General features: G+C 58.4%; 17 protein-coding genes and 4 pseudogenes. 5 read left to right on the top strand and 16 right to left on the bottom strand.

Annotated elements, in window-relative coordinates; all coding sequences use genetic code 11:
* Window positions 1-822: 822 nt before the first annotated feature.
* A complete protein-coding gene (locus tag P6U23_RS27260) occupies window positions 823-3,699 on the bottom strand; it encodes a hypothetical protein (RefSeq protein WP_407175562.1) in 2,877 nt (958 codons plus the stop codon).
* A 1,255-nt stretch (window positions 3,700-4,954) separates the two neighbouring features.
* On the opposite strand from P6U23_RS27260, the pseudogene P6U23_RS27265 reads away from it, so the two are divergent.
* The 4 genes and pseudogenes from P6U23_RS27265 to P6U23_RS27280 form a co-directional block, all read left to right on the top strand.
* Window positions 4,955-5,455 (top strand): annotated as a pseudogene (locus P6U23_RS27265) (GDP-mannose 4,6-dehydratase); the annotation flags it as partial.
* Complete coding sequence (locus P6U23_RS27270; protein WP_407181784.1) at window positions 5,439-5,603, top strand: hypothetical protein; 165 nt, start codon at window positions 5,439-5,441, stop codon at window positions 5,601-5,603. The pseudogene P6U23_RS27265 and the gene P6U23_RS27270, both read left to right, overlap by 17 nt.
* Window positions 5,584-6,543, top strand: coding sequence for a GDP-L-fucose synthase family protein (locus tag P6U23_RS27275; protein WP_407175563.1), 960 nt, complete (start codon window positions 5,584-5,586; stop codon window positions 6,541-6,543). Before P6U23_RS27270 ends, P6U23_RS27275 begins: the two co-directional genes overlap by 20 nt.
* 176 nt (window positions 6,544-6,719) lie before the next feature.
* Entirely contained in the window at window positions 6,720-8,300 is a 1,581-nt protein-coding gene (locus tag P6U23_RS27280) for an acyl-CoA dehydrogenase family protein (protein ID WP_407175564.1), read from the top strand.
* On the opposite strand, the pseudogene P6U23_RS27285 reads toward P6U23_RS27280, so the two are convergent.
* The 3 genes and pseudogenes from P6U23_RS27285 to P6U23_RS27295 all read right to left on the bottom strand — a co-directional run.
* A pseudogene (locus tag P6U23_RS27285) lies at window positions 8,283-8,448 on the bottom strand (IS630 family transposase); the annotation flags it as partial. The gene P6U23_RS27280 and the pseudogene P6U23_RS27285 sit on opposite strands and share 18 nt — an antisense overlap.
* 180 nt (window positions 8,449-8,628) lie before the next feature.
* Window positions 8,629-8,787: pseudogene (locus P6U23_RS27290) on the bottom strand (oleate hydratase); the annotation flags it as partial.
* Between the two features lie 134 nt (window positions 8,788-8,921).
* Window positions 8,922-9,299 (bottom strand): hypothetical protein, encoded by a 378-nt coding sequence (locus tag P6U23_RS27295; RefSeq protein WP_407175565.1) that lies wholly within the window; start codon window positions 9,297-9,299, stop codon window positions 8,922-8,924.
* A gap of 547 nt (window positions 9,300-9,846) precedes the next feature.
* Here P6U23_RS27295 and P6U23_RS27300 point away from each other — a divergent pair.
* Window positions 9,847-10,121, top strand: a pseudogene (locus P6U23_RS27300) (IS5/IS1182 family transposase); the annotation flags it as partial.
* A gap of 120 nt (window positions 10,122-10,241) precedes the next feature.
* Here P6U23_RS27300 and nifA read toward each other — a convergent pair.
* From nifA to P6U23_RS27360, 12 genes are all read right to left on the bottom strand, one after another.
* On the bottom strand, window positions 10,242-12,077 hold the full coding sequence (gene nifA / locus P6U23_RS27305) for a nif-specific transcriptional activator NifA (RefSeq protein WP_407175566.1): 1,836 nt from the start codon (window positions 12,075-12,077) through the stop codon (window positions 10,242-10,244).
* Window positions 12,078-12,252: 175 nt separating this feature from the next.
* Window positions 12,253-13,089: an SDR family NAD(P)-dependent oxidoreductase gene (locus P6U23_RS27310; protein ID WP_407175567.1), complete on the bottom strand. Its 837-nt coding sequence runs from the start codon at window positions 13,087-13,089 to the stop codon at window positions 12,253-12,255.
* 420 nt (window positions 13,090-13,509) lie between these two features.
* Window positions 13,510-14,589 carry a nodulation protein NodZ gene (locus P6U23_RS27315; protein WP_407175568.1) on the bottom strand — a complete coding sequence of 360 codons (1,080 nt, stop codon included), beginning with the start codon at window positions 14,587-14,589 and terminating at the stop codon, window positions 13,510-13,512.
* Window positions 14,590-14,982: 393 nt separating this feature from the next.
* Window positions 14,983-17,028, bottom strand: coding sequence for a carbamoyltransferase (locus P6U23_RS27320; RefSeq protein WP_407175569.1), 2,046 nt, complete (start codon window positions 17,026-17,028; stop codon window positions 14,983-14,985).
* Window positions 17,029-17,457: 429 nt separating this feature from the next.
* Complete coding sequence (locus tag P6U23_RS27325) at window positions 17,458-18,246, bottom strand: ABC transporter permease (RefSeq protein ID WP_407175570.1); 789 nt, start codon at window positions 18,244-18,246, stop codon at window positions 17,458-17,460.
* Between the two features lie 3 nt (window positions 18,247-18,249).
* The gene (nodI, locus tag P6U23_RS27330) at window positions 18,250-19,164 is read right to left on the bottom strand and encodes a nodulation factor ABC transporter ATP-binding protein NodI (protein WP_407175571.1); all 915 of its coding nucleotides are present in this window, start codon (window positions 19,162-19,164) and stop codon (window positions 18,250-18,252) included.
* 9 nt (window positions 19,165-19,173) lie between these two features.
* Window positions 19,174-20,883 (bottom strand): nodulation protein NodU, encoded by a 1,710-nt coding sequence (gene nodU / locus P6U23_RS27335; protein ID WP_407175572.1) that lies wholly within the window; start codon window positions 20,881-20,883, stop codon window positions 19,174-19,176.
* Between the two features lie 12 nt (window positions 20,884-20,895).
* A complete protein-coding gene (gene nodS, locus P6U23_RS27340) occupies window positions 20,896-21,609 on the bottom strand; it encodes a nodulation methyltransferase NodS (protein ID WP_407175573.1) in 714 nt (237 codons plus the stop codon).
* Window positions 21,536-22,909, bottom strand: a complete 1,374-nt coding sequence (gene nodC, locus P6U23_RS27345; protein WP_407175574.1) for a chitooligosaccharide synthase NodC — start codon at window positions 22,907-22,909, stop codon at window positions 21,536-21,538. The genes nodS and nodC overlap by 74 nt, the downstream gene beginning before the upstream one ends.
* A gap of 14 nt (window positions 22,910-22,923) precedes the next feature.
* Entirely contained in the window at window positions 22,924-23,583 is a 660-nt protein-coding gene (gene nodB, locus P6U23_RS27350; RefSeq protein WP_407175575.1) for a chitooligosaccharide deacetylase NodB, read from the bottom strand.
* A complete protein-coding gene (locus P6U23_RS27355; RefSeq protein ID WP_407175576.1) occupies window positions 23,580-24,212 on the bottom strand; it encodes a NodA family N-acyltransferase in 633 nt (210 codons plus the stop codon). Before P6U23_RS27355 ends, nodB begins: the two co-directional genes overlap by 4 nt.
* Complete coding sequence (locus tag P6U23_RS27360) at window positions 24,209-24,622, bottom strand: response regulator (protein ID WP_407175577.1); 414 nt, start codon at window positions 24,620-24,622, stop codon at window positions 24,209-24,211. The genes P6U23_RS27355 and P6U23_RS27360 overlap by 4 nt, the downstream gene beginning before the upstream one ends.
* Window positions 24,623-24,765 lie beyond the last annotated feature (143 nt).

The following is a 24,765-nucleotide window of genomic DNA, read 5'->3' on the forward strand; positions in this document are numbered from 1 at the left end:
GCGGGGCGCGGTTCGGGATCGTCGGCCCACGATGGGATTTTGTTGAGCGTGCAGATAGCCTTCCGCGAAACCCAAGCGGTTGAGCGGGAGTCGATTTTTGGAGCGGAACGAGGCTTATATTGCAAGCTTGTTGGGTCTGAGGGCCCGAAAGCTTGCGATTTCGTTTTTGCGTTTTCTTCGAATCGCGGGTCGTGCCTCCGTGGTTCGCATCGGAGGGACGGACGAAACCAAAGGAAACGACGCGACAAGAGACAGAGCAAGGCTTACCAGTTCTTCTGCGGCGAAGAGTTTTTCCAGCACCCCTTGGTCTTTGACCGCTGTTCGCTGACCCGCTGGCGCCAGCGCATGGGCGAAGAGAGGGTGTTTTTTCTTAAAGCAAGAAACGCACCATCATGCTGGTGAGGGCAATCGACAGGTGGTCACATTCTCAACGGGGCGAGCAAGCCGCTGCCGACGCGCTTGCTGAGGGCATCCATTCTGCCGATCTCGTTCCCAACATCATGGCTCTCAACGTGAATGCGCGGCGCCGGCGAACGACATCAAGCTGGCCGCACTGACGATTTCACGCGCCGAGCGCGATTGCGCCCGCTAGATGATCTCCGGAGGATCACCTAGTACAACAATCCAGGCTTTCGACCTCATAAGGGTCAATCGGCGAGCCGCTCGCGCTCAGTGCTGGGCTTGCGCCGTAGAGGCTTCAATCGCGGTCGCCAGCACTCGGTCCATGAAGAGGCCTCTCACTAACAATGGCGCCCGGGCTTGCCCGCTTGCAAGTAAGCCGTTGCCTTCCACTGATTGGTGACTTTGCACCTGGCGCCTCGTTCAGCCAGCTTGAGGGCGATGGAAGAGAAGAACGCCACCATTCGGCAAGTTTTCGGCCGTGTACGGCTCGCCGTGAATCAAGAAAGAAGTCATTGGGACGTCCTCGTTCGGCAGCAGGCCAAGGTTTTGAAGTATGTCGATCACGAACGACGAGGCCTCTTGGGGGCGGTGGGTCCAGGTGTGACCGATGAACTCTCCAATATCGAGTGGCTGAAGATCCTGGTGATCACCCGGAGTCGGCCCGACGAACGGCGGCGGAAGATCAGGCGTCGGCACAGAAATATTGTCTCCCAAGAAAAAACTGGTCAGTGGGACCTCCTCGCTGGGCAGCAAACTGCTCCTGTGTAGTGCAGCGATTAGCTCGTCCGGTGCGCGCTGGTGGCCATGGCGCCCGTTCAAGTCACGAGCGGCTTGCCCAAAATCCGGTCCTTGGGGCTGGAGCGCAGTTGGCTGGAGAGAAGATGCTAGAACGGCCTCATTTTCGAAAGCTTCTGCAGGGGCATTAAGAGGATCCCGGCTATGCCCCGTCAAAACTCGGACTGACTGACCCAACTGCACTGGCGATGCCGCGAACATGGCATCATTCCCTGCGGCGTACGGCGCCGCGGCGTATGCCTGTCCGCTCCCCTCCATCGCCGGCCGCAGCTCCCAAGGTGCACCCAGGTGATGGGTGGTGGCCTGCGTCAGTACGCCTCGGTCTGAATTGACGAGCTCGCTCAGCTGCCGCTCAATGGCAGCGTCTTGCCAATTGTTTAGGGTCCTCTGTCTCTTTGCTGCCCTCAGTTCTGCTGCATCATGCTCATCCCAGCTGGGGATCTGCTCGCCTGGAGTTCGGTTGCTCTTGTCCAGTGCACCGCCCACTTCGTTGCTGGCCCAATAACGGTCGCTTGGCCAGCTCAAGGGAGCAACGAACGCTCCGGCATCCCACGCCTGATGATGACGCGTGGTCGCCTCGAGAGGCGACGATTCACCGGATTCGTTCACCTCGTCCCAAAGTAGATCCTGATTGTAACCCTCCTCAGCGAGGACCTCTGGCCAATTGAATGCTTGCTGCGGTGCTCCTTGCTGCACACTGACGCCCTCGACCGGCCAAGAGTGGCCGGCTAGGGCCACCCCGTCCCAAAGCAGATCCCGATCCTCACCTTCCGCAGCGAGGACCTCTGGCCAACTGAATGGCTGGGACCTGCTGTGCGCCACAATGGCATCGTCCACAGGCCTCGGGTCCATAAAACCCGCGTGTTCGGGCAAAGTAATGGCTTGGAAATCGCGTCCGACTTCCGGCGCTCCGTCGCCCGGCAGCATCTGCAGGAGATGAACGAGCGCGGCGCCAATCCTCGCGTTGCTGCCGGGCTCCTTCCTATAGCTCGTGACGTCTTCATCCAGCGAGTTGTCATAAAGCCGGCCAATAATGGGCTGCTTGTTGTTTCTACGCAGGTAGTCACTGAACCCCTTGAGAGCAGTTGCATACTTCTTAGCGGTACCCCTCGAGTCCCCAGGGGCTGCCCCTTTATACTGTTCGATGAGAGCGGCGTCCTCGGGATGCGGATCCAGGCAAGTGCGGCCTTTGAGCCGCGGCACGATGCCGCCCGCCGACTGAGCGGCCCGAAGATGACTTAGCGGCGTAAGGACGTACGGGGCCGTGCTTCTAAACTCCGCGAAATCTTCGTCCAGGGACGTGTCCTGGAGCCGCGCAGCAATGCCCGGCTTGTTATTTGCAAAAAGCGAACCGCTCAATCTGCGAAGACGAACTAGATTGGTCTTCACAGTCGCCTCTGCATACCCGGCCTTAAGGAGTTGCTCCTTAAGGGCCGAAATAAGCGGCTCATCTTCACGCGTGCCGGGCCAAGAGGAAATACTGAATGGCTGTGACCCGCTGTGCAGCACATTTGTGCCGTCCACGGGCCGCGGGTCCATAAGGCCCGCGTGTTCCGGCAAAATGGTGGCCTGGACATGTCGCGTGAGTTCCGGCGCTCCGTCGCCCCGCAAGGTCTGAAGGAGATGACCCAGTGCGGCGCCGATGCTTCCGTGACCACCGGATTCCTTCTTATAACTTGTGACGTCCTCATCCAGCGAGTTGTGGTCAAGCCGACCAGTAATGGGCTGCTTGTTGTTTCTGCGCAGATAGTCACTGAAAGCCTTGAGAGCAGATGCATAGGTCCTAGCCGTATCCTTCGAGACCGAGTTGCGAGGGGCAGCTTTTTTATACTCTTCGATGAGGGCGCCGTCATTTGGATGCGGATCCAGGCTAGCACGGCCTGTGACCGGCGCGATCACCGCGCCGGACAGAGCGGCCCGAAGATGATTTAGCGCCGCACGGACGGATGGCGCCGTCTTTTTGAACTCCGCGACATCCTGGTCCAGCGACTTGTCGTGGAGCCGAGCAGCAATGCTCTCCTTGTTGTTTTCACGCAGATAATCACTGAAGCTGGTGAGAACACCTCTATAGTTCCGTGCTGTTTTTGAACGAAGGCCGGTCGCAGGCGCTGCTTCTTTGTACTGCTTGACGAGGGCCGCGTCGTCGGGATGAGGATTCAAGACAGCGCGCGTTGGGATCGGAGCGACCCCGCCCAGCAACTGGAAAGCCCGAAGATGATTTAATGCCGTAAGGACGTTGCGGGCATGACCCTTTCCCCTAAACTCCTCGACATCCCTTGTCAGCGACCCCTCAAAAAGCCGAGCTGCAATGCCCGGCTTCTCATTTTCAAAGAGCCAACGCCCCAAACTAAGAAGCTCAGCTACATTGTACGTGGCGGTGGTCGCCGCGGCCCCAGCGATGAGTAGCGCATTCTCAAGCCCCAAAATAAGTGCCGCATCGTCGGAATAGAGAGGACGCGGGTTAACGCCTACCAGAACCCCAGTTGACAGATCAGCCTGCACTGAAGCGCTTAGCATGGCACCACCGCCCCCGTTATGCGATGCAGCTACGTATTCGTGCCCCCTCCCTTGCATCGCAGGCTGCGCCCCGGAAGGCAATGCACCGATTTGATCGGTGGAGGCTGCATGAGCAGGTCAGCCCCTGAATTGGCGACCTCTTTCAGCTGCCGCTCAAAGGACGCGGCATCTGCAGAAGGAGAAGCCGGTGAGCTCTCTTGCCCGGCCGCGCTGCCCGCCTGTTGATGCATACGGTTGGTTGAGATGAAATCCATCCGTTCTGACCTTCGAAGACATGGGCCAATCTGAAGCTGGGCTCGGATGCCCATGTGAAATTGAGCCAAGATCGACGGCAATTCAGAGTGAGCTCGGCATCGAGCTACTCGAGGTGTCCGACCTCAGCAACAAACTACCGTACGTCCCAGCACTGACTAAAATACCAATGTTCTTCCGATGTGATCAGCGCACCATCCTGCCGCGCGGACATACCCTTTTTGCTAAATGGGATAGCTGTCGAGAACCTGACGAGCTTGCGTGCTTCCGAAGTCTCGCTAAAGACAGCATCGTGCCCGCGCCTGAGCCCTGAAGCAGTGGAACGGAGATCGCGGCGCGCCACATTGACTCGCCGAAGCAGAAGCCAAATCGGAGAAAACGCCGCCGAGCAACCCGCTTGCTTCGGCCCTGGGTGCATGCAGCTAGTCATGGAGAGGGTGACGGCAAGAGGAAAGACCAGCATGCCGCCGGCAAGCCAGTTCGCTTTGCGCCAGCGCCAGGCGTCGACATAGTTGAGGAGACGCCGATATCAGGTTGGTGCGCCCGAGCAATCTTCCGGAAGTCAAGTTGCGCAGACTGCTGAAGGCTATGACGCGACAGACATGAACCTCGCCTGATACTCCGTCTGCGCATCTGTCTCGCAAACCGGACATCATTATCCCAGTCTTGGCCTGGGCTTCGACGTCGGCTTTGGTATGCCCCGTTCCCCATACTCGTAAAATCGATTGTTTTGATGACTGGCATCCACACCTTGGATAGGCGCCACTCAGCGTATTCGAGCGGCCAAGTGCGGACGGCTTGCATCGGCCGCGACAACACGACGGGGAGTGACGGCTCGTACACGCCCTTCGCCAAACCGCCTTTTGGTGCTAAGGGGCCGCGTTGCTTTGACGCCTAATCGGAAAAGAGAATGGCAGCTCAGCAGTCCAAGCGGCGCGTGGCGCTGACCGGTGTAACGGGGCAGGATGGCCCTTAGTTTGCCGAATACCTGCTCGGCCTCGGCTATGCCGCGCACGGGATCAAGCGGCGCCCGTCTTCCTTCAACACAGCGCAGTCGATCATCTCTATCAGGACCTCCATCCCGGCGACGTGCCGTTCCTGATGCACTATGGGGACATGGCGGATCCGACCACCCTGATCGGACTGGTGCAGCAAATCTGCCCGACCGAGATCTACAACCTCCCCGCACAAACCATGTCGGCGTCAGCTTCGAGAGCCCGGAATATGCCGCCAACGACGCCATCGCCGTCCCGCGCCTCTTGGAAGCCATCCGTATTCTCGGTAAGGAGGCTTCCTGCTACCTAGCTTCGACATCCGAGCTTAACGGCCTCGTGCAGGAGATCCGGCAGAAGTAGACAACGCCCCTTGTATCCGCGTTCGCCTTATGGCGTGGCGGAGCTCTTCGGCGTTGGATCACGGTGAATTCCGCGAGGCCTGCGGGATGTTTGCCAGCAACGGCATCCTGTTCAACCATGAGAGCCCTATTCGTCGAGGAGACCGGCATCGACAAGAGCAAGGCGCGGCAAAAGGTCGGCTGGAAGCCGAAGACAACCTTTGCACAGCTGGTGAAGGAAATGGTAGTGGGCGATCTGCGCGAGGCTCGGCTGGAGATCATAGATGGCAAGCACGCCGTTTGAGTTGAAAGGTAAGAGGGTGTTTGTGGCGGGCCACCGCGGCATGGCAGGCTCCGCGATCACGCGCCGACTGGCGAGCGAAGATGTGCATATCCTGACCGCGGGGCGCGGCGAGCTCGACCTGCGCAACCAGGCCGAGGTGTTCGACTGGTTTGCGAGGAAGAAGCCGCAAGTGGTGTTCCTCGCAGCCGCCAAGGTCGGCGGCATCGTCGCCAACAACACGCTGCGCGCCGAATTCCTCTACGACAACCTCGCCATTGCGGCCAATGTCATGCACGCGGCCTATCTGAACCGCACCGAGAAGCTAATGTTCCTCGGCTCTTCCTGCATCTATCCAAAGCTCGCGCCGCAGCCCTTGCGCGAGGACTACATGCTGACGGGTCCGCTGGAGATCACCAACGAGCCCTATGCGGTGGCAAAGATCGCCGGCATCAAGATGGCGGAAGCCTATCGCAGCCAGTACGGCTGCGACTTCATCAGCGTGATGCCGACCAATCTCTATGGCCCCGGCGACAATTACCATCCCAAATACAGCCATGTCGTGGCCGCGCTGATCCGCCGCTTCCATGAAGCGAAGCTTTCGGGCATACCGAATGTAGTGGTATGGGGCAGCGGCACGCCGCGCCGGGAGCTCCTCTATGTCGACGACATGGCGGATGCCTGCGTGTACCTAATGAAAGTGCATTCGAGCACCGACATCGTGAATATCGGCACCGGCGAGGACATCACGATTGCAGAGTTCGCACAAACGGTGGCGCGCATCATCGGCTACACAGGCGCGATCAGCTACGACACCTCGCGCCCCGACGGCACGCCGCGCAAGCTGCTCGACGTGAGCCGCCTCAACGCGCTCGGCTGGCGTGCCCGAACCACGCTCGAAGAAGGCATTGTGCTCGCCTATCGCGCCTATCTTTCCGAGATCGAGTTGGCCGAAGTCGAATAGTCCTCCTTACTTGCCACAAGGCCAGCGCTTGAGATTTATCAAGATGAGGAGCAACCTACTTATAGACGCTCGCATCGACTATACCAATGTGTAGTCGAGCTAACCACGGGAATGATTGGCAGGAAGCGCGGACGAAATCATTATGGCCTGATATTGTCCAGATCATCCGAGGGGCTATGTACAGTCAAGCTTACTCCCTGTTCGGGGAGACGCAGGAACGCACAGATCAAGGTTGCGCACCTAGCCTATATTCCAGTTTGATGGATGACCTGAGTCAGTTGAATTTCGCTGACGCGGATGACCGTCGGGCATTCCCTCCGACCCTACACAGCATATTAGCAAGGCATGGACTTTTCGGGCTCACTACACCAGCAGAGCACGGCGGATTAGCTCTTCCTTTGCAAGAGGCCATCGACCTCATCTCCGCCACCGCATCCTTCGATGTCTCGGCTGCCTCTACCCTCGTTATCCATAACTTCTTGGCCTTGCCCTGCATCGAAGCGGCGCCGCACATCCCTGAACAAAGGCATCTCATGCGGGGGGCAACACGCGGCGACCTGTGCGCTTTCGCTTTGACGGAGCCTGGAGCTGGCTCTGCCCCGCGACATATAGAGGCTTCGGCTTTCATACACGAAGATAGAGTTCGCATCTCCGGCCGCAAAATTTGGATCGGCCTCGCTGACTGGGCTCGTTGGATCGTTTGCTTTGCGCGAGCTTCTGGTCCCGATGCGAAAGGTCGGCTCGTTGGTGTACTGGTTGATAGGAAGGCTCCTGGCCTAAAGGTCACGCACGAGCATCGCACACTCGGTCTACGTGGCATCATTCAAAATACTCTGGAGTTCCAGGATGTCGAGGTGCCGAGTGCTTACGTGCTCTCCCGCGATCAAGACGGTTGGGGAGCAGCAGCATCTAGCATGAACCGCGGGCGTATCGGTGTGGCCGCTATGGGACTTGGCGCCCTTGAGCGCGCTATCCAAGTCGCAGCCGCATATGCAAGCGATCGTCGACTCGGTAAGCTGCGCATGATTGAGAACAGCTATATCGAGCAGTTGTTTGAGCAGATGGTACTCCGGCGAGAAGTAGTGAAGGCAATGTTGGGTGCATCCTGCCGACTTGTTTCAGCGCAGGGCGCGCCCAATGTCCACCTCGCGTCGGCAACAAAGGTTTTGTCATCGGAGTGGTGTGGCCTCGTCGCTGATCAATGCGTCCAACTGTTAGGTGGCCGTGGTTACGATGAGGGGACGCCTGTAGCTAAAATCTATCGAGACGCTCGCATTCTCCGCATCTTCGAAGGTCCAACTGAGACGCTCCTATCGCATCTCGGCCGTTGCCTGCTCTCTAGAGCCACACGTGACGAAATAGCCGATCTTTTTCGGTCTCTTAATGCGGCGCCAGTCCATGCTGCTGCGATTGAGGAACTCTCTGGGCTCGATGAGACAGACGGCGCCGTGCTAATCTATGCGGGTTGGCTCACCACACTAGGACTGGCACAAGCTGTGATGTCTGCTGCCTGCTTCTCCGCCGCAGATTGTGCCACAGCCGCGGCCGACCTAGTCCGTTCCGAATTAGCAACTCTCCGTACTCGCGCGCCTGCACGACTATCATTCGAAAGCCGCATTCGCGCTCGTCGGACTTTGAATGCCTTCCTTCAAGACGCAGCCTCCTCCATCCGCTCACCTGTCATCACAGACAATTACCTCAAGCTGGTGCAGTATGTCAGAAACCCTAGTCCCGTGAATCTACAGTTCGCCACATAATCTCTGATCAGCTTTGTGGCAGAAGCTTTGATGGAAGCCAAAATTTGGTTCGCGGACTCTTATTGTGCAGGTCGATGAAGGTAGGCATATCCGCCTCGAGTTGCCGAACAGAAGCGTGGTGAACTCGCTGGATCTGCTTTCTGGTGAGCGACTGACCAACCCATTGCGGCTCAAGCACGAACCACATGCGCCGACGTCCTTTGCGCCGTCGCCCGGTATGCCGCGCTGGCTCACGAATGCGATTTCGCTTTCGGCGCGAAGAACCACCCCTGGCTCGATCTCTGCGAACGGCTGGCTCGACCTGCTAAGAGATTTAGAATGCGCGTCGACCCGGGGCCTTGGTGTCCTTGCCGTCACCCAGTCTGCCCATCGCCGCAAGTTGCTTGCGGATATCATAGGTCGAGTTGAACACCTCTGGCACACCCCGTTCCACGTTGAGGAGCCTGTAGACGCGCTCCATCGCCGTGCGAACGGAGTATTCGGTCGTGCCGTGGGCGATTGAATTCGTCTTCGCGAGCCACAGCCGGTGATCCACTACCCGCTTGGCGGATTGCAACGGGCAGTCCATCAGTTGCGGCAATTTGCAGGCAAAGTGCTCGATCGTTCCCAACGCGGAATCGCTTAGGAACGAAGCGCGATCTGGATCTTTGGGCGCAGCGGTCGCTTCTCGTAATGGTCTTGTTGATAATGGCTCTGTTTCACATCTGCGATGTCGTTCAGTAGTTGCGCTAGCTCGTAAATCGCCCTGACTTCGTGATCCTCCAGCTCCCCGAGTTCGAGGTGATTCAACATAACGATTAAGCCGTCCTGAAGCCGACCGAGCTGCTTTCCATAGCTGGCGACGTTCGTCAGTATTTTTTCTTCGACGGCCGGATCGGATGCTTTCACGACGTTGACATTGATCAACCCGAGCTGACCGTTGAGGGTGCTAACGACCGATTGCCAATAGCGGAAGCATTGCGACACCGCTCCTGAAAAAGGGACGTTTGCGTCTGACATCGATGTAGCCTCGAATAAACCTGCCATATGCGGTAATGTCGATGAACATCGCCGCAAGCGATCCGATTGGCGAACTTCAGTCGCCGGGTCCACGATCCTCCGGCGCCGCAAGATCGCAGAGATGCTCAAGATGACCTGAGCAAATGACGTACCATCTCGAGTCGCGTGATGAGACGCGTCCAGTCGGACGTACGGCAACGGCCGCGCGAGAGAACGGTGTCCTTCCATGCTGCCACCGAAGAATCTGTAGGCAATTGAACACACGTGTCGGCCCGGTAACGAGCGAAGTCACTGGCCCAATGCGCTCAAGCGGGCAAACTTGATTTGCCTCCTCCTTTCGCGGATCTCATCGAGGCCGGCGGCCATGTGCCGCGCGCAACGGCCGGACATATGACCGCACCGCTCTAATGTGTGATCGACTGAAACAGCTCTTGCCCGCGGGGCGTTCCACAGATGGAGCAAGGTCATTCCATGCGGACGATGGAACGCCCCTACTAAGAGCCAATCGGCAAAGTCAATCTCGTCCGCATCGTATGGGCGCATCTGAAAGCCCGCGGCGCTGATGGCCGGACGCTACGCCCACACCAAGCATTTCAAGCACCATCGCGGGCAATTACGCCTGTTACGGACGCGGCTCGGCCGCCTCATACGTGACATCCGCCGCAAGATCGAAGGCCAGGGCGACTTTGAGGCTGCCCTCGAGCAAGCCGCTTTCGGGCGCCACGCAGATCCGCTCCCAAGAAGGCGCCAGCCGAGCTCGAATGCATCGGCGAGGGCAAGGTCTCGGCGCGATATGGCCTCAAAGTGCCGGCGATCTGGAACCGCTTTGGCGATCTTTTCTCGATTTTGGAGGTGCAGGATCCCTCGAGGTCAACCCACGGAAGCGAGGTTTAGCCGACTATTCGGCTCATTTCTTAACTGCGGCCTCAAGCCAAACCTTGTTCAAAACCGTTTGATCTCGATACCGTATCTCCTTAGGGCATAGCCAATTTGGCGCGGGGTCAGGCCAAGCAGCCGCGCCGCCTTTGCTTGCACCCACCCCGACCTTTCCATCGCGCTGATGAGAGCGTCGCGATCGATTAGCCTTGTGCCACCGAAGAGCGGTGTACCGAAAGGAGTTGGCGCTGCCTGCTCGTTCCCGAGGGGTGGGACCGCAGGTGCAACTGGCTTATCGACATCAACCGGCGGTATGGCCGGTCTCGCTGGCGCGGCTACAATGGGCTTGGCATGCGGTGCTATGTCCTCGGATCCGCTCTTCCACAACATCGCAGAAAGGCACTGGCCGTGGCAGCAGGCAAAATCGTTTCTCACGATCCATGGTCCGGCCGCTAAAGTCGCTGTGCGCTCCACGCAATTTTCAAGCTCGCGGACATTGCCCGGAAAACCGCAGGTCATGAGCAGCTCAATCGCACTTGAATCGAAGCTCAGGTTACGGCCGTTCTTGCAGTTGAAATTCTTGAGAAACTCGGTAGCGAGCATCGGAATGTCAGCGCGCCTTTCGCGCAGCGGTGGCAGCAGCAAGGGAACCACGCTGATGCGGTAATAAAGATCGGCCCGAAATTCGTTTCTTGCGACCGCCTCTTCGAGATTCTTGTTAGTGGCAGTAATCACGCGAACATCGACCTTGATGGTCTGGTTGCTGCCGACACGCTCAAATTCCTGCTCCTGGAGCACACGGAGCAGCTTTGCTTGGAAGGAGGCCGAGATCTCGCCGATTTCGTCAAGAAACAGCGTACCCTTATCGGCGAGTTCGAACCGGCCTTTGCGTGCACTGAACGCACCGGTAAAGGCCCCCTTCTCATGTCCGAACAATTCCGATTCCAGCACCGTCTCGGGCAGCGCGGCGCAATTGAGCTTGACGAAGGCCCGCTTGGCGCGCGCCGACTGCTCGTGAATGGCTTTGGCCGCCAGCTCTTTGCCGGTTCCGGATTCGCCGCGCAAGAGAACCGTGCTGTTCGATTTGGCTACGACCGCGATCTGGTCGAGCAGCCGACGCAGAGCCGGGCTGTCGCCAATGATCCCGTTGACATGAACCTTCTTACGCTCCCGCGCAGGCTGCCTGAACTCCGATAGCTCCTTTTGCAGCCGGTCTTTCTCAGCCACAAGCCGCTCGCGGTCGCTGGCGAACAGGCGATGCAGCTTCACTGTCTGCCCTACGAGCTGAGCGACCATCGTAAGCAGCCGGACGTCGCTCTCGAGCCGGATGCTCGACCTGCTATCCAGAATACGGTCGACCGTCAGCGTGCCCACGACTTTCGGTTCGACGCGAATGGGAACGCCAATGAACGACACTGGTGTTCTGTCGGACGCTCCAAGGAGTTCGACGTCCGCGGGATCGAAGGCTGAATGCAGGGCTACGTTCTCTGCGGCGAGCGGCATGGCCGTCGTCACAATTTCGTCGATCGCCCTTTGCGGCAGCCAATTCTGATAGCGCTCATCGGAGCCTTCGCTCAAGCCGGAGCCGACCGTGATCCCAGCGAGGCCATCATCCTGAAACAGAGAGATAATGCCATGACGCATCTGCACAAACGATCGCAGAAGACGGACGACATTGGCCAGGGTGACTTCGAGCCGGCAGGTGGCGGTAAGCACTCTCGAAATCTCGAAGATGCCGGTGAGTGCGCTCTCGTCCAAGTGCTCAGCGGTCAGCTTGTCGTCAGGCTCGGTGGTTAAGCTGGCGCATTCGCGTGAGGAGGCGATACGCAGGGTAACGACGTCTCCGTTGTTCTGATCACGCTGCCTGTCATGGTCTTCGGATTTGTGAGCAATGGGTTGCATGTCATCCTCGATCGGCGCTCAGTTCACCGGATGGCCTCGAGGAATATCACGCATTTATGGCATTGTGGTAAAATATTACCAAAATTAACAATTTGTCACTTGGTTCTTCGCGCTTAATGGCGCGGACCGGCGTAGATCAATTCGGCGCGGCCGGTTGTTGCTCCAGCGCTGCCGATCACAGGTGCTGGCCCCCATTAATCGGCAGCTCGCTCCCTGTGACATAGCTCGCTGCATCCGAGCACAGAAAGAAGATCACTTTTGCAACCTCTTCCGGTGTGCCTACCCGGCGCAGTGGAATGTTTGGCACGAGGCGAGCTTCTGTGTCCGGCGACAAAATGTCCGTCTTGATTTCTCCCGGTGCGATCGCATTCACGCGAATGCCATGCGGTGCATAGTCGTGCGCCATTTCGCGCGTGAGACACGCTAGCGCAGCTTTCGAGGTGGCATAGGCACTGCCGGCAAACGGGTGCACCCGCGAACCCGCAATCGAGGTCACGTTGACAATCGAACCTTGGGCGGCTTGCAGCTGCTCGAAGAGCCCTTGCGCAAGGAGAATGGGCGCCACCAGATTGAGGTGGAAGACCCTCATCCAGGTCTCGACCGATGTCGTCAACGACGTCAGTCGTGCCCCGTCCGATGTCTTCGGTGACATACCCGCATTGTTAACCAAAGCATCCAACGGCGCGCCCGCAAGACGGTCTTGGATCTCGGCGATCGCACGCGGAAGCATCCGATGGTCGCTAAGGTCGACCTGGATATGATCCAGGCTGCCGCGGTCCCATGGGCAGCGCTCGCCGTCAAACGATTGGCGCGCGCAGGATATGATGCGCCAGCCCGCTTCCAAAAACAGCTTTGCGGTGGCGTGACCAATGCCGCGCGAGGCCCCCGTCAAAAGCAAGGTCTTCCGCTTTCCCTGGCGGACGCCGGCTCTATCGACGTGAAACGGACGGCCCGCCTCCTTGTCCGATGCTGGAGCAGTCGTCATATATTCCTCGTTCAGATCGAGACTCAAGCTTCCCTCAGATTCTCACGCTCGTTCAGGGCCGGCTTTGCAGGATTTGGGCCACTCTCACTCTCAACGAAGGCTCGCGATTTTTGGACTAGATGTAGCGTTCTCTATCTGCTTGGCAGGTTTCGGACATGCGCATCGTTCGGATTCGGACAGCGGGAAACCACCACGAACCATCTGTCGACCAGCGGCGAAAAGCCACAGAGGGCTCTGCGAGAACAGGCGCTGGCGCAAAATATCAGCGCCTTCAATGCGATCCCGCGCATCCATAACGAGAGAAAATGGATCGTCAATAACGCTAAGCTTAACCCGCAATTCCGGCGCCATCGCGGCGCGCTAGGACGAGGCTGCCGTTGCAAGCTCGCGTCCTCAAGCCGGCGCCGAAGGCGCGCTATATGGCGCGCCTTCGCATAATTCGCGCGGTCAGTCGGTCTCAGCTGCAATATTTGCTTCGACGTGATCATCCGCAATCTGCACAATTGCACGACCGGTTGGTTCAGGCTGCACGTTAGCACTATCGTGAAACGGTTCCGAATGTCCTTCAATCAGGATCAGCCGAGCCGGATCGTTCAAATCGAATTCAATGACGCGCGGAGCGAAAAGGCGAGCATAGCGCGTAAAGGCGCTGGTCGGCGGAAAACGGATGACCGTATCGCATCGCCCGAGGAGGTACATGTCGACCAGAGCCGAAATCCCTCCCTCCACCCCCAGTTCTGCACTGTGCAGCGGCCCGGCCTGCTCCGCCTGGAAACGCTTTCTGACCACAAAAATCTCGGGAAAGATGGCCGATAAGCGTTGAAGAACGCGAACGCTGTCCGTGCACAGGAACACCCTCACCGGTCTTGGGTGCGACAACACCTTCGCCCTATCAATGGCCGCGCATACCTGACGCAGGGCCAAATCTGGATCAGCCCAGTAAGGTGCATGTCCCATGACATCTTCACCGTTGCCATGCCTGACATGAACCCCGATGACGCTGTATCCTTTGAAGTGTTCTTGATAGATGGCATCGATCCGTTCTTGGATTTCACGCCTCGGCTTGATGCTCTCAAAGATCTGACGTTCCGCAGTCTCATCGCAACGCCACATCAGACAAGCGTCACAGACGACCGTCTTCGCTTCAGTATCAGTTGCGGCTTCGAAGAGCTGTGCCAGCTCATCACGTTCCCGGAAAATCTGTTCATCCGGACGATAGATGCAGTCGATCGGCGGTTTATTCCACCATTCCGGGAAGAACGGCCCCGGGAACGCGAACTGATTGATCTCATCACCGCAGCAAGCAACGTGTATATCAGCAATGCGTTGCACTGGCTCGAAGAACACTGGGAAGGCATTTGTAAAGGATTGATCGAGATAGCAGGAGCCACGCCAGTCAATGGCGAGCGCGCGCCCCGTCCGTCGCGCATAGCTCCAGGCTGCCGCAAGCGACCACAAGCAATCACCAAAACCGGTACGTCGCCGCGAAACGACGAACCGATCGTTCGTCGTGGCAGTTGCAACCATTTTCGCTTCCTTCTCCTGTGATTGTGCGCTCATGAGACGCAGGTTTGTTAAAGATGATCTCCGCACAATGGCGCAATGGGCCATTGTGATCTCAGCCAGTTCAGCCCGTCCGCGGCGCCTACACTGGGGTTAATAGCTTCTTAAGAGGTCCACTCATGTTCGGCGCAGAGATGCCGGCAGCCCGCCTTGATCTGTATGCCATCTACTCTCTGGGCTCTTCTCACCACTTTCCAGCATGCATGATCTCTCTCGTGGCCACCACGGCTCGGTTTTCCTACCAAGCGGCTCCCGTAGGATTTCAGCAACGAGCCTCGTCCGAACGAGGCTTGGGTCGCACACAACAGCCAACGACCATTTTTGGACCCCGGGGAATACACACTCATGATCTCGCTGTTATCCGTCTTCTCGCATGAACGCGCGCCCCGGGCGCGCGCGAGCAGCGCTTGAAGGATGCAGCCGGACGAGCCGCTGCTCCCACAATCCCCTCAGTTCCTTGACCAGAGATTCGCGCCTCGCCTGATCCACCGTCATCGTCTCGAGCAGATCTCCTACAAGAGCCTCGCCCTCGATCTGCATCAGCAGATCGAACAGCTCGTTAGAAATTCTCACACTATCCCACGCGGAGTGACTCGTCTCGATCGCGCATACCGTCTCCTGGCGGTCCAAAGCTGTGTAAGCGCGGACGCGATGGAGGCGGACATAAGGTGGCAATGAGACTGCGAGCTCAGCCCACTCTTTAGGTGTTGGAGCTCGCTTTTTGATCATGAACGGACCGACGACAAGCCCGTCCAGATCTGTCGTCAAAAACGTGGTAATCGCGTCTGAAACGGAATCGACGATCGGTTCGGCATTGTTGTTGAAGGAGGTATTGAGCAGTACCGGAACGCCCGTACGCTTCTTGAATGCATTGATGAGGTCCCAGTACAGGGGATTGGTCTGCCGGGACACTGTTTGCAGCCGCGCGGTGCCGTCGACATGGGTGATCGCGCCGAGCACACTCCGTTTCGCCTCGTGCACCCGAACCACGAAATTCATGAACGGAAATTCGCGCATCCCCTCCGGCAGATCGAAATATTCGCGCGCATACTCCTCCAGCACTGATGGCGCGAACGGCCGATAGCCCTCGCGTTTTTTGACCATCGCGTTGATCCGGTCCTTGTTTGCGGCCGGCCGAGGATCGGCAAGAATGCTGCGGTTACCAAGGGCGCGTGGTCCAAATTCGGAACGACCCTGCACCCAGGCGATCACGGCGCCGCCTGCCATCAACTCGGCTGCGCTCTCAGCGACGTCATCACGTCGCTCGATTTCAACGTGCCCGGCCCAGGCACGGAGTTCTTGTTCTATCGCGCGCTCGCTTCCAAGATCAGGCCCCCAATAGACCTCCCGCAGCCGCTCACGTGGAGCGGACTGCCCAAGCTCCTGAGAGGCCATGAGCGCAGCGCCTAGCGCGCAACCGGCATCGTGTGAGGCGGGCTGAACGAAGATGTCTTCGAACAATCCTGAATATAAGAGCTTCCCGTTCATGGTGCAGTTTTGGGCCACCCCGCCAGCCAGGCACAACCGCTTCATATCGGTGGCCTTGCGATAGTGACGCAGGATGTGAAAGACAATCCGCTCAAGCGCCTCTTGCAATGAAGCACTCACGTCGCGATGCTGCTGCGTGAACGGCATTCCCTTGCCTCGGACCTCGATCGCGCGAAGCAATGTCGGACCAATACGGTCGAGGTGGACACGGTAGCTGCCCTCATCCAGGAGCTCGTAAAACCGCGCGAACAGCTCGCGATAAGGAGCAGGATCCCCGTATGGTGCAAGCCCCATGACTTTATATTCATCGAACAAGCCGTAGCCGAGATAGCGGATTGTCTCGAGATAAAACAGTCCCAAGGAGTTATGCTCAGGGAAGCTCGCGAGCTGGGTCAGCTCGTTTTTAGATCCTACTGCCATAAGACCTGAGAGAAAGTCGCCGCCGCCGTCGACGGCAAACACGAGACTTTCTTGGAACCCCGACATCGCAAACGCGCTCACCGCGTGTGCCATATGATGGCTTACGAATGAGACCCGCGCCGGGTCGATCTCGGCCCCAAACTCCTGCGCCACTATCGTTTGCAGCAGCACTCTGGCGTCCAGCGGCACCTCGATTTCACGTTGGGACACGCGCATGCGCTGCAGCATGGCGTTGCAGTAGGCTTCCGTCGCATAGAATGCGATGCAATCAATGTCGCTGAGCTGAACGCCCGCAGCAGTAAGACAGTGCTGAATCGAGCGGCTGGGAAGCTTATTCGAATGCTTGATTCGATTGAGGCGCTCTTCTTCCACGGCAGCGATGACCTGTCCGTCTCTCACGAGCACAGCAGCGCCATCGTGGAGAAATGTCTTCGGCAGATCGAGCGAATTGTCGTAGACTTTGTCTAACCCGCCACTCACTCCTAGACACAGCATCTTGCTCTCCGTTCATCGAACGATACTTGCAAGCCTGAAGGCACTCCAGCTTGCTTGCATGTCGCTCGCATCAGCAAACCGCAATGAAGGTCGTGCACTCCAACCGATTGGTCTGACACGCCTGCATCCGAGCACCTGCATACCTGACGAAGCAGAGGGGTGTTCGAGCAACGCTTATCCGCCCAGGTTGCCTCCGGTAGATGCTCTGCAATCTCGTTTGGGCGCCCCAGCCGCTGCCAGCCGCCCCGCACAAGTCCCCTCCGTGAACCTGGGCTATTGGCATCTCGGCACTGCGCGCATGCGCCTCGCCCATGGCAGCCTGCTCCCAAGCTCAGACGTCGTGAGCCGATTTCGGTCTTCATTATGGTGCTGCTGCACAATTCACTTCGCTGTATCCCATGTTTCCTTCTTTTTGCGCGCGATCGGTCATCAACGCATCAGACGACGGCGAAACAGCGCAATTGACAAGAAGAATGGCAACACGGCGTAGATAAAAAGGGCGCTGACATGGAGGGCGGCATCGCTGGCTGGACGATCGAGAATGATCGGGCGAATCAAGTCGACTGAATGTGCGAGAGGCAAGAACCCGGCGAGGCGCTGCAATCCGCTAGGCAGCTGAGTTATCGGGAAGACCGCGCCACAGAGAAACACCATTGGTGTGACGACCAGCGTCTGGTAGAAGACGAAATAATCGTAGCTTGGAGCCAAGGATATGACGACCATCGCCAAGCTCGCGAAGACGACGCCGGTAAAGGCGATAGCTGGCAGGGCATAGAGAACGGATATCCAGCCAGCATAGCCGAGCGTCGCGGCAACAATCCCGATCGCCGTTCCGGCGAGAACGGCCTTACTGGCTGCCCAGGCCAATTCTCCAAGAATGATGTCACCCAGCGTGAGTTGGGTCCAAAGAATGGCTTCCCAGGTCCGCTGGACATGCATCCTTGCGAACGTCGCATAAATCGTCTCAAAGGTAGACGAGGTCATGGCGCTGGTCGCAACCATCCCAGCCGCGAGAAACGCGATGTATGAAGTCCCGTCCACGCGCCCGACGATGATTCCGAGACCAAAGCCGAGCCCGAAAAGGTTAGTGATGGGATCGGCGAGGTTGCCGAGAACCGACGCAAGCGCGACCTTTTTCCATGCCAGATAGTTGCGGCGCCAAACGCTGGTCCAATTGTACGCATTTGCGGGCATGGCCGCCAAATAGCCTTGACCCATCGTTCATTTCTCCATCTCGCGCCCGGTCAACCGCAAGAAGACGTCCTCGAGATTTGGAGGGCGCTGCAAGAAGCGTAGACCGGCGCGCTCCTTCAGCTCCAGCCGAACCTGTTCTGGATCAGACGCATAGCAGAAGATCGTTTCCCCGCTCACTTCAATGCGCTGCGCGTAGGACTTGATCAACGTCACCAGCTCATGCGGGTTGCCGCCATAGATCTCGAGGACTTGGCAGCCAATCTGCTCATCTATCAATGTGTGAGGCTTGCCTTCGCTAATCTTGTGCCCTTTTTCAAGCACGCACAGCCGATCGCACAAACGCTCAGCTTCTTCCATGAAATGCGTGGTCAAAAGGATGGTCTTGCCGCGAGCGAGTAGCGATCGCAGACGCTCCCACATCAGATGCCGGGCGTGCGGATCAAGCCCAGTACTTGGCTCATCAAGCACGAGTAGATGCGGGTCGTTGATCAGCGCACGTGCCAGCGTCAGGCAACGTTTCATGCCCCCAGACAATTCGCCGACCTGTGCATCGGCCTTTGTCTCGAGGCGCGCAAACGCAAGAAGCGGCGGCACCGCTGCCTCGATCTCGCGGGCGCTCATGCCGAAATACCGCCCGAACACGAGCAGGTTTTCTCGGACCGTGAGCTGGAGGTCGAGGTTGTCGAACTGCGGCACCACGCCGATGCGCATGCGTGCGAGACGAGCTCGCGCCGGTATCGGTTCACCAAGCACGCTGATTTTGCCCGCATCGACGGACGTCATCCCGAGGACCATGCGTGCAATCGTGCTCTTGCCTGCCCCGTTCGGTCCCAGGAGGCCGAAGCATTCTCCTCGCGCCACGGCGAACGACAGCCCGTCAACAACGATGTTGTTGCCGTATGACTTCTTGACGCATTCGAGTTGGATTGCGAGGCTCGGCATGCGCTGACGTCAGCTTGCAACTAGCGGCTCGGAGCGCGCTAACTGAGTTGGGACCGTTTTGGTCCAGAGCAGGCCGTCACACCAGACATGCTCGACGCGTCCCCACTCGCAGGCCGCTGCCGCGTTCGGAAAGAAGCCCCGTCCGTGGTGATTTGCACTGGTATTGCAGAGCAGCGGAATGCCAGTGAGCTTTTCGTACTCGACGAGAAGTTCGGCGACCTTATGCGGTGAGGTTCTCGAGATCGTCTGCAATCGCGCAGACCCGTCGAGATGTACAACAGCCGGGACCTTATCCCGCCATTCGGGCCGCGTCTGGTGGTCAAAAAGCATGTAAGGATCCGGTGTCCCCGGGTTGAATATGTCTGGCGCACGATCTTCCAGGCATATTGGGGCTACTGGCCGGTAATATTCACGCCCTTTGATGTCGTTGAGATGGTCCTTCATTCCCGCCGATGTTGCGGCTGCCAGAATGCTCCTGCCTCCCAATGCCCGTGGCCCGAGCTCGGCGTTGCCGGCTAGGAACACCACAGGCTTGTTACTTGCGAGGATACCGGCAAGTTCACGCATGCTACACGGCGTTGATTCCCATTCAGATGGCACATCGCTGGGCCGCAGGGCCGGACCGCTATAAACCGACCATTGGAGCGGGACGAAGCCTTTCTCCGCAGCCATTGCCGCGCAAGCGGCACCGATCGCCGAGCCGCTGTCATTCGGAAACGGTGGTACCCAGACCGCATCGAACAGCCCGGTCTGACGGAGTGCACTGTTCCATTTGATGTTGAGACCGCAGCCTCCGGCTATGCACAGATTACGCGCTCCGGCCAACTCCGTATGCCGCTGCAAAGCGTCGATCACCTCTTCGACGAGAAGACGCTCGAGGAACCAATGAAGTGATGCCAGTACATCTTCCGGCCGTCTGCCCTTCAACAGGGGTGCGCTGGCGTCGAAGAAGTCGTGCATGGCATTAAGCGATAACTCAGGGCAGTTGATCTCCGCACGGTAACGACGCGCCTGTTCGGTCTCACCTGCAAAGTGCTCAAGATATAGCTCGCCGAACACCTTTATGATGTCTTCGTTGGGGTATCCGAGGGCAATATAGGCCATCAGCTTGCCGGCAACACCTAAGTCCCAGCTGGTCCTGGTGTCGCGCTTATATGGCCCGAAGTGATGGCCGGCGACGGCATAGACATGCCCTATTACCGGAAAGAGACAGTCGACGAACCGCGCACCGCGGTGGTCCACGTGATAGAGACGTGGAAAGATGCAGCCGTCCCATACCAGGCAAAAAGCTGGCTCGCCCGCTTCTGCAAATGGGCTCGTACAGTATGCAGAGGCGACGTGGCCAGTCACGTGCGGATAACTCGCATACGGAAAGTCCCGGCCGCCTAGCATGAGGCCGAAGCCGTCGCGCGACGTGAGAAGGCCCTCAGGATGCCGTTCGACGTAGGGGCCGCCCTTGAGAGTGACGGGAGTCGTCCCGCTAAGCAGCCGGAATTGCGACTCCGCCTCCCCGTCCCATCCGTCGATCACAAATTGATCAACATCTTCCGGAGCAAGGCCGTGCTCTGCCAAAGCGGCAACGACGCAGTCAAGGTTGTCGATGGTTTGATAGCGCGGATTATTGTCTCGTTTCTCCTGCTCGATGCAAAAGACAAGGCGCCCGTCGTCGATAAGAGCGACCGCCCCATCATGGGTGAGCTTGATACCGCAAACGCGCATAGTGCCTCCATGTCAGGGCCGGATATTGGACTGCTCTGGAGCTCGCCCCTCTTTCCCAAAGAGCACGAGCAAGCAGTCTTCGTTGGACGAGGCGCCTTGGCAGTGCAGCCGTTCGATCTCGGTCAGTGTCTCTTTGAAGATTGAGATGACCGTCTCGGCGCCGGCGGCATGTCCCCAGCGCCGACAGGTGGCGTCGAGGGCGGATCCGAAAACCACCCTCCCACCTGGCGCAAGCATGCGAACCAGGTTTTGGATGGCTGTGCGCATCTGTTCGACGTCCTTCAGATAATAAAGAATCTCTGCAACCACGATCAGATCGAACCGCTCTGCGCTTGTGAATTCTAGGATATCCGAGGCTATCCACGTGATGTGGGACCACCTCTTCGTCCTTTGGCACGCCCGGCCGATGGCGCGCGGCATGACGTCCACGACCGTCAGCCGTTGAGCGTGGGGCGCGAGCTTCTCGGTGAATGCGCCGGCGGCGCAGCCGACCTCGAGCGCATTCGTAATGCGATCTTGCGAGCGCGCCAGGCGGAGCATTTGCGTGTGACGCTCCCGCTCGAACGGGTTTCCGTCGAGACGCCAGGGATCGTCCGCCGCTAACTCCAGCTCCAAGGCTTGATATTGCTTCTCCAGATTCACGACTTCTTCCTTAGCCGGCACGTCCCGTTGACTCGCCGCGGCAGAGGGTCTCGGATACGACCCGCCTTGAACGACCGGCCGCAAGATCTACCCTGCGGTGTGATCCGGGGCGCTGCGCCCGTTCCAGAGCGCCTTCTCGATGAGCAGCTTTTCGGTCAACGACCTGTTTGCCGAGATCTGCCGGCAATTGGACCGCTTTACGAGACAGCCAGTCGCTGTTGCTCAATGTGAAGAGCGCATATGCCTTTAGTGGGAGTAACAGGAAGATGTTGATGGGTGTGTGCAGAGAAAAGGCAAGGAACCGAAGTTGACGAGCACGGAGAGCCGCCACACCGCAACGAACGGCGGTCATCAATATGATCATCAGCCCGGTCCACCACGGCACGGTACACGTGAACAAGATCTGCGCCAGGGCCGTCAGCGACGAGAGCGCGAGAAGTAGCGGGCCAAGATTTTGCCCGACCACATCTAGTGTGAGATAGCGGTCGAGGCCAGGCAGCAGCCGCAGTGCGAGAAAAGTATCTCGGAAAGTGCTCCGTGCCCATCGGAGCTGTTGCCGCAGATAAGGCCCCAAGGTGTCCGGAACGACTGTCGCCGCCACTGCCTCAGGAACGTATTCCGTTCGAAACCCTGCTTTCAACATGAGGATCGTCAGGTGCCGATCCTCACCGAAGTCGCTCGGCTTTCCTCGAAAAAACTGCGTCTCGTACTGGTCCAACAGCAAAAGGAGCGCCGATCGGCGGTACATTGCACAGGGGCCGCAGCAGCACATGACGGCTCCAAAACGAGCTTGTGCCGCGCGTTCCTCGTTGCACGCCAACCAGTACTCCATATCGATCAACCTGGTTAGCCAGGTGTCGCTCCGGTTGCTTGCTGTCAGCTGCCCCATGGCAGCGCCGACGCTCGCATCCTGCATCTTCGATGCGAGTTTGGTGACCACATCGGGGGCAAGTATCGTGTCCGAGTCAACGTTGAGCACCAGATCTCCAGATGAACGGCGTATCGCCGCGATCTGCGCTTTGCGCTTTCCCGCATTCTTTGGGAGCACAATGAAGTTGAACCTCGGGTCTTGGGCGTAGGTGTCGTGCACCGGTACGACCGCTTCAAGGTTTTCCGAGCCATCGTCCACCACATAGACCCGCAGCCTTCCAGCGTAGTCCTGGTCGGCTATGGACCGAAGGCACGCCGAGAGCGTGCGCGGATCTTCGTTAAAGCTGGGGACGATGACATCCACGCTCGGCAGAACGCCAGTCTCGTCCGACCGGTCGGACAAGAGTGATGCGTCTATCGGTTGCGCATAGAGCGCCTGTACGCTTCGATAAACAGTCGAGAGCAGCGCATAGCAAGAGATAGCAACAGTACTGGTTGTAGCAAGCAGGTTCATAAGAAGCCAGTTTGTTAGTGGGGCTTGGGAAGCGAGCGGATCGAAAATCCGCGTTCATGCAATTGCGGAATCAGGCGAGAGAGTGCGGAGACGGTCTGGTCGCGCAGAGCGGCATCGGAGCTCCAACTCAGCTCCTCCGGAGGAGACCCATCGTGCAACAGCACGATCACACCCGGCCGCACCGAGGACAGCACGGTCTCGATAATTGCGTCGACGCCAGGACGAGCCCAGTCTCGTGTATCTATGGTCCAGTGAACAGCGGTGAGGCTCGCTCTGGCAGAGACCGCGAGAACCTCTTCGGTCCACATGCCGTAGGGAGCCCGCATGTACCGCAGGCATACCTGCGGGTCGGCCATCCTGATTGCGCTGCTTGCCGCGAAGACCTGTCGTTCGACTTCTGCAGGATCGCATCGGGACAGATCCGGATGGGTCATCGTATGGTTCGCAACCTCGTGCCCTTCTGCGACCATACGTTGGATCAGTTTCGGATTCTCGAGCGCATACGCGCCGATCACAAAGAATGTGGCGGACACTTTGTGTTCAGCGAGCACGTCGAGAATATCCGCTGTGAAGCGCGGATTGGGACCGTCATCGAAGGTGAAATAGACGCCGGGCCTTTCGATCCGGCCCAGACCTTCGCTGCGCACCTCTGACAAGACCTGAAAATGTGTCACAGCTCTGGCCCGTTCCGATCAATCATGGTCCCGCTCGGCCAATCGCTCATTGACTTGGCAACGGGCATGACCACCACGAGGACGTCCTCGACCCGGGTTGGCGGCACATTTAGATAGACATCGGCAAGCGTAGACCGCACTCGCAGCCCCGAGAGGATGTTTGCCAGCCCCTGACGCACGAGCATCTTGGTAAGATGCTTCTCGAGCGCATACCGGACTGTGCCGAACCCGAAGGGCACACCGAGCTGCTGCAGAACCGGATACATGACGCGCATTGAGTGGCTAATGCCGAGTCCCTCGAGATCCGGACGCACCCCATACAATCCGAGCTCGGCCACGAGCACGTCGACCTCGCCGACCTTGATGAAACGACGCAGTATGCCAACGTGAGCGGCTATACCACGCGCGTCGTAACCGATGACCCGAATCTCAGGCCTCGCACCAGCCCAACTTCGGTGGGCGTCGAATGGCTTTGCATTGAATGCGCCCGTCGGTCCGTACGTCTTTCGGAAAAAGTCGGACAGCTCGATGTGATCGGCGAGACGCAGCTCGTTTTCCCAAAAGACTTTCCAGCGTACCTGAGAGCGCATGGACGGGCCTACCGAAGGAGTCGACACGGCAATGTTCATGCCCCACTCCTACCCGCCGCCCGGCCTTTGAGTGCGGATTTGATGCAGGCGCCCAGCTCACGTTCGCTGTAGGGCTTGCTCAGGTAATAGGAGATGCCGCCTAGCCGCGGCGCTGTGCGGCTCTCGGCGAAGAGATGGTTCGTGAGCAGAATGGCGGGGATAGGCCTCCCCGAGCCAGCCAGACACTCACCCAGCTCGAGCCCCGCCACGTTCAGCTGCTGCAGATCCGCAATCAAGCACGAGGTGTACGCACGAGTGTTGGACCTCAAGAACTCATCGGCGTTGCAGAACGGCTCTGCGACGTAGCCCATGGAAAACAACATGCCAATCAACACCTCGCGCACAGAAGGATCATTCTCCACGACAGAGATGACGTCGAGCGCGTGTGCCACGCGCACGAGATCCAGCATCGACTTTGCTCGCCGCTTTAATTGAACTTGATTGAAGTTCGCTTCGACTGATCGGTTCGCATACGCATGCGGCACGTGAACTTGGTGCCGTCCGATCTGTGGCCACCCTAGAGCGAGATTTATGGTTTGCTCAATCGTACGTA

This window comes from Bradyrhizobium sp. STM 3562, from assembly GCF_045571435.1.
In the GTDB taxonomy this organism is placed as follows: Bacteria; Pseudomonadota; Alphaproteobacteria; order Rhizobiales; family Xanthobacteraceae; genus Bradyrhizobium.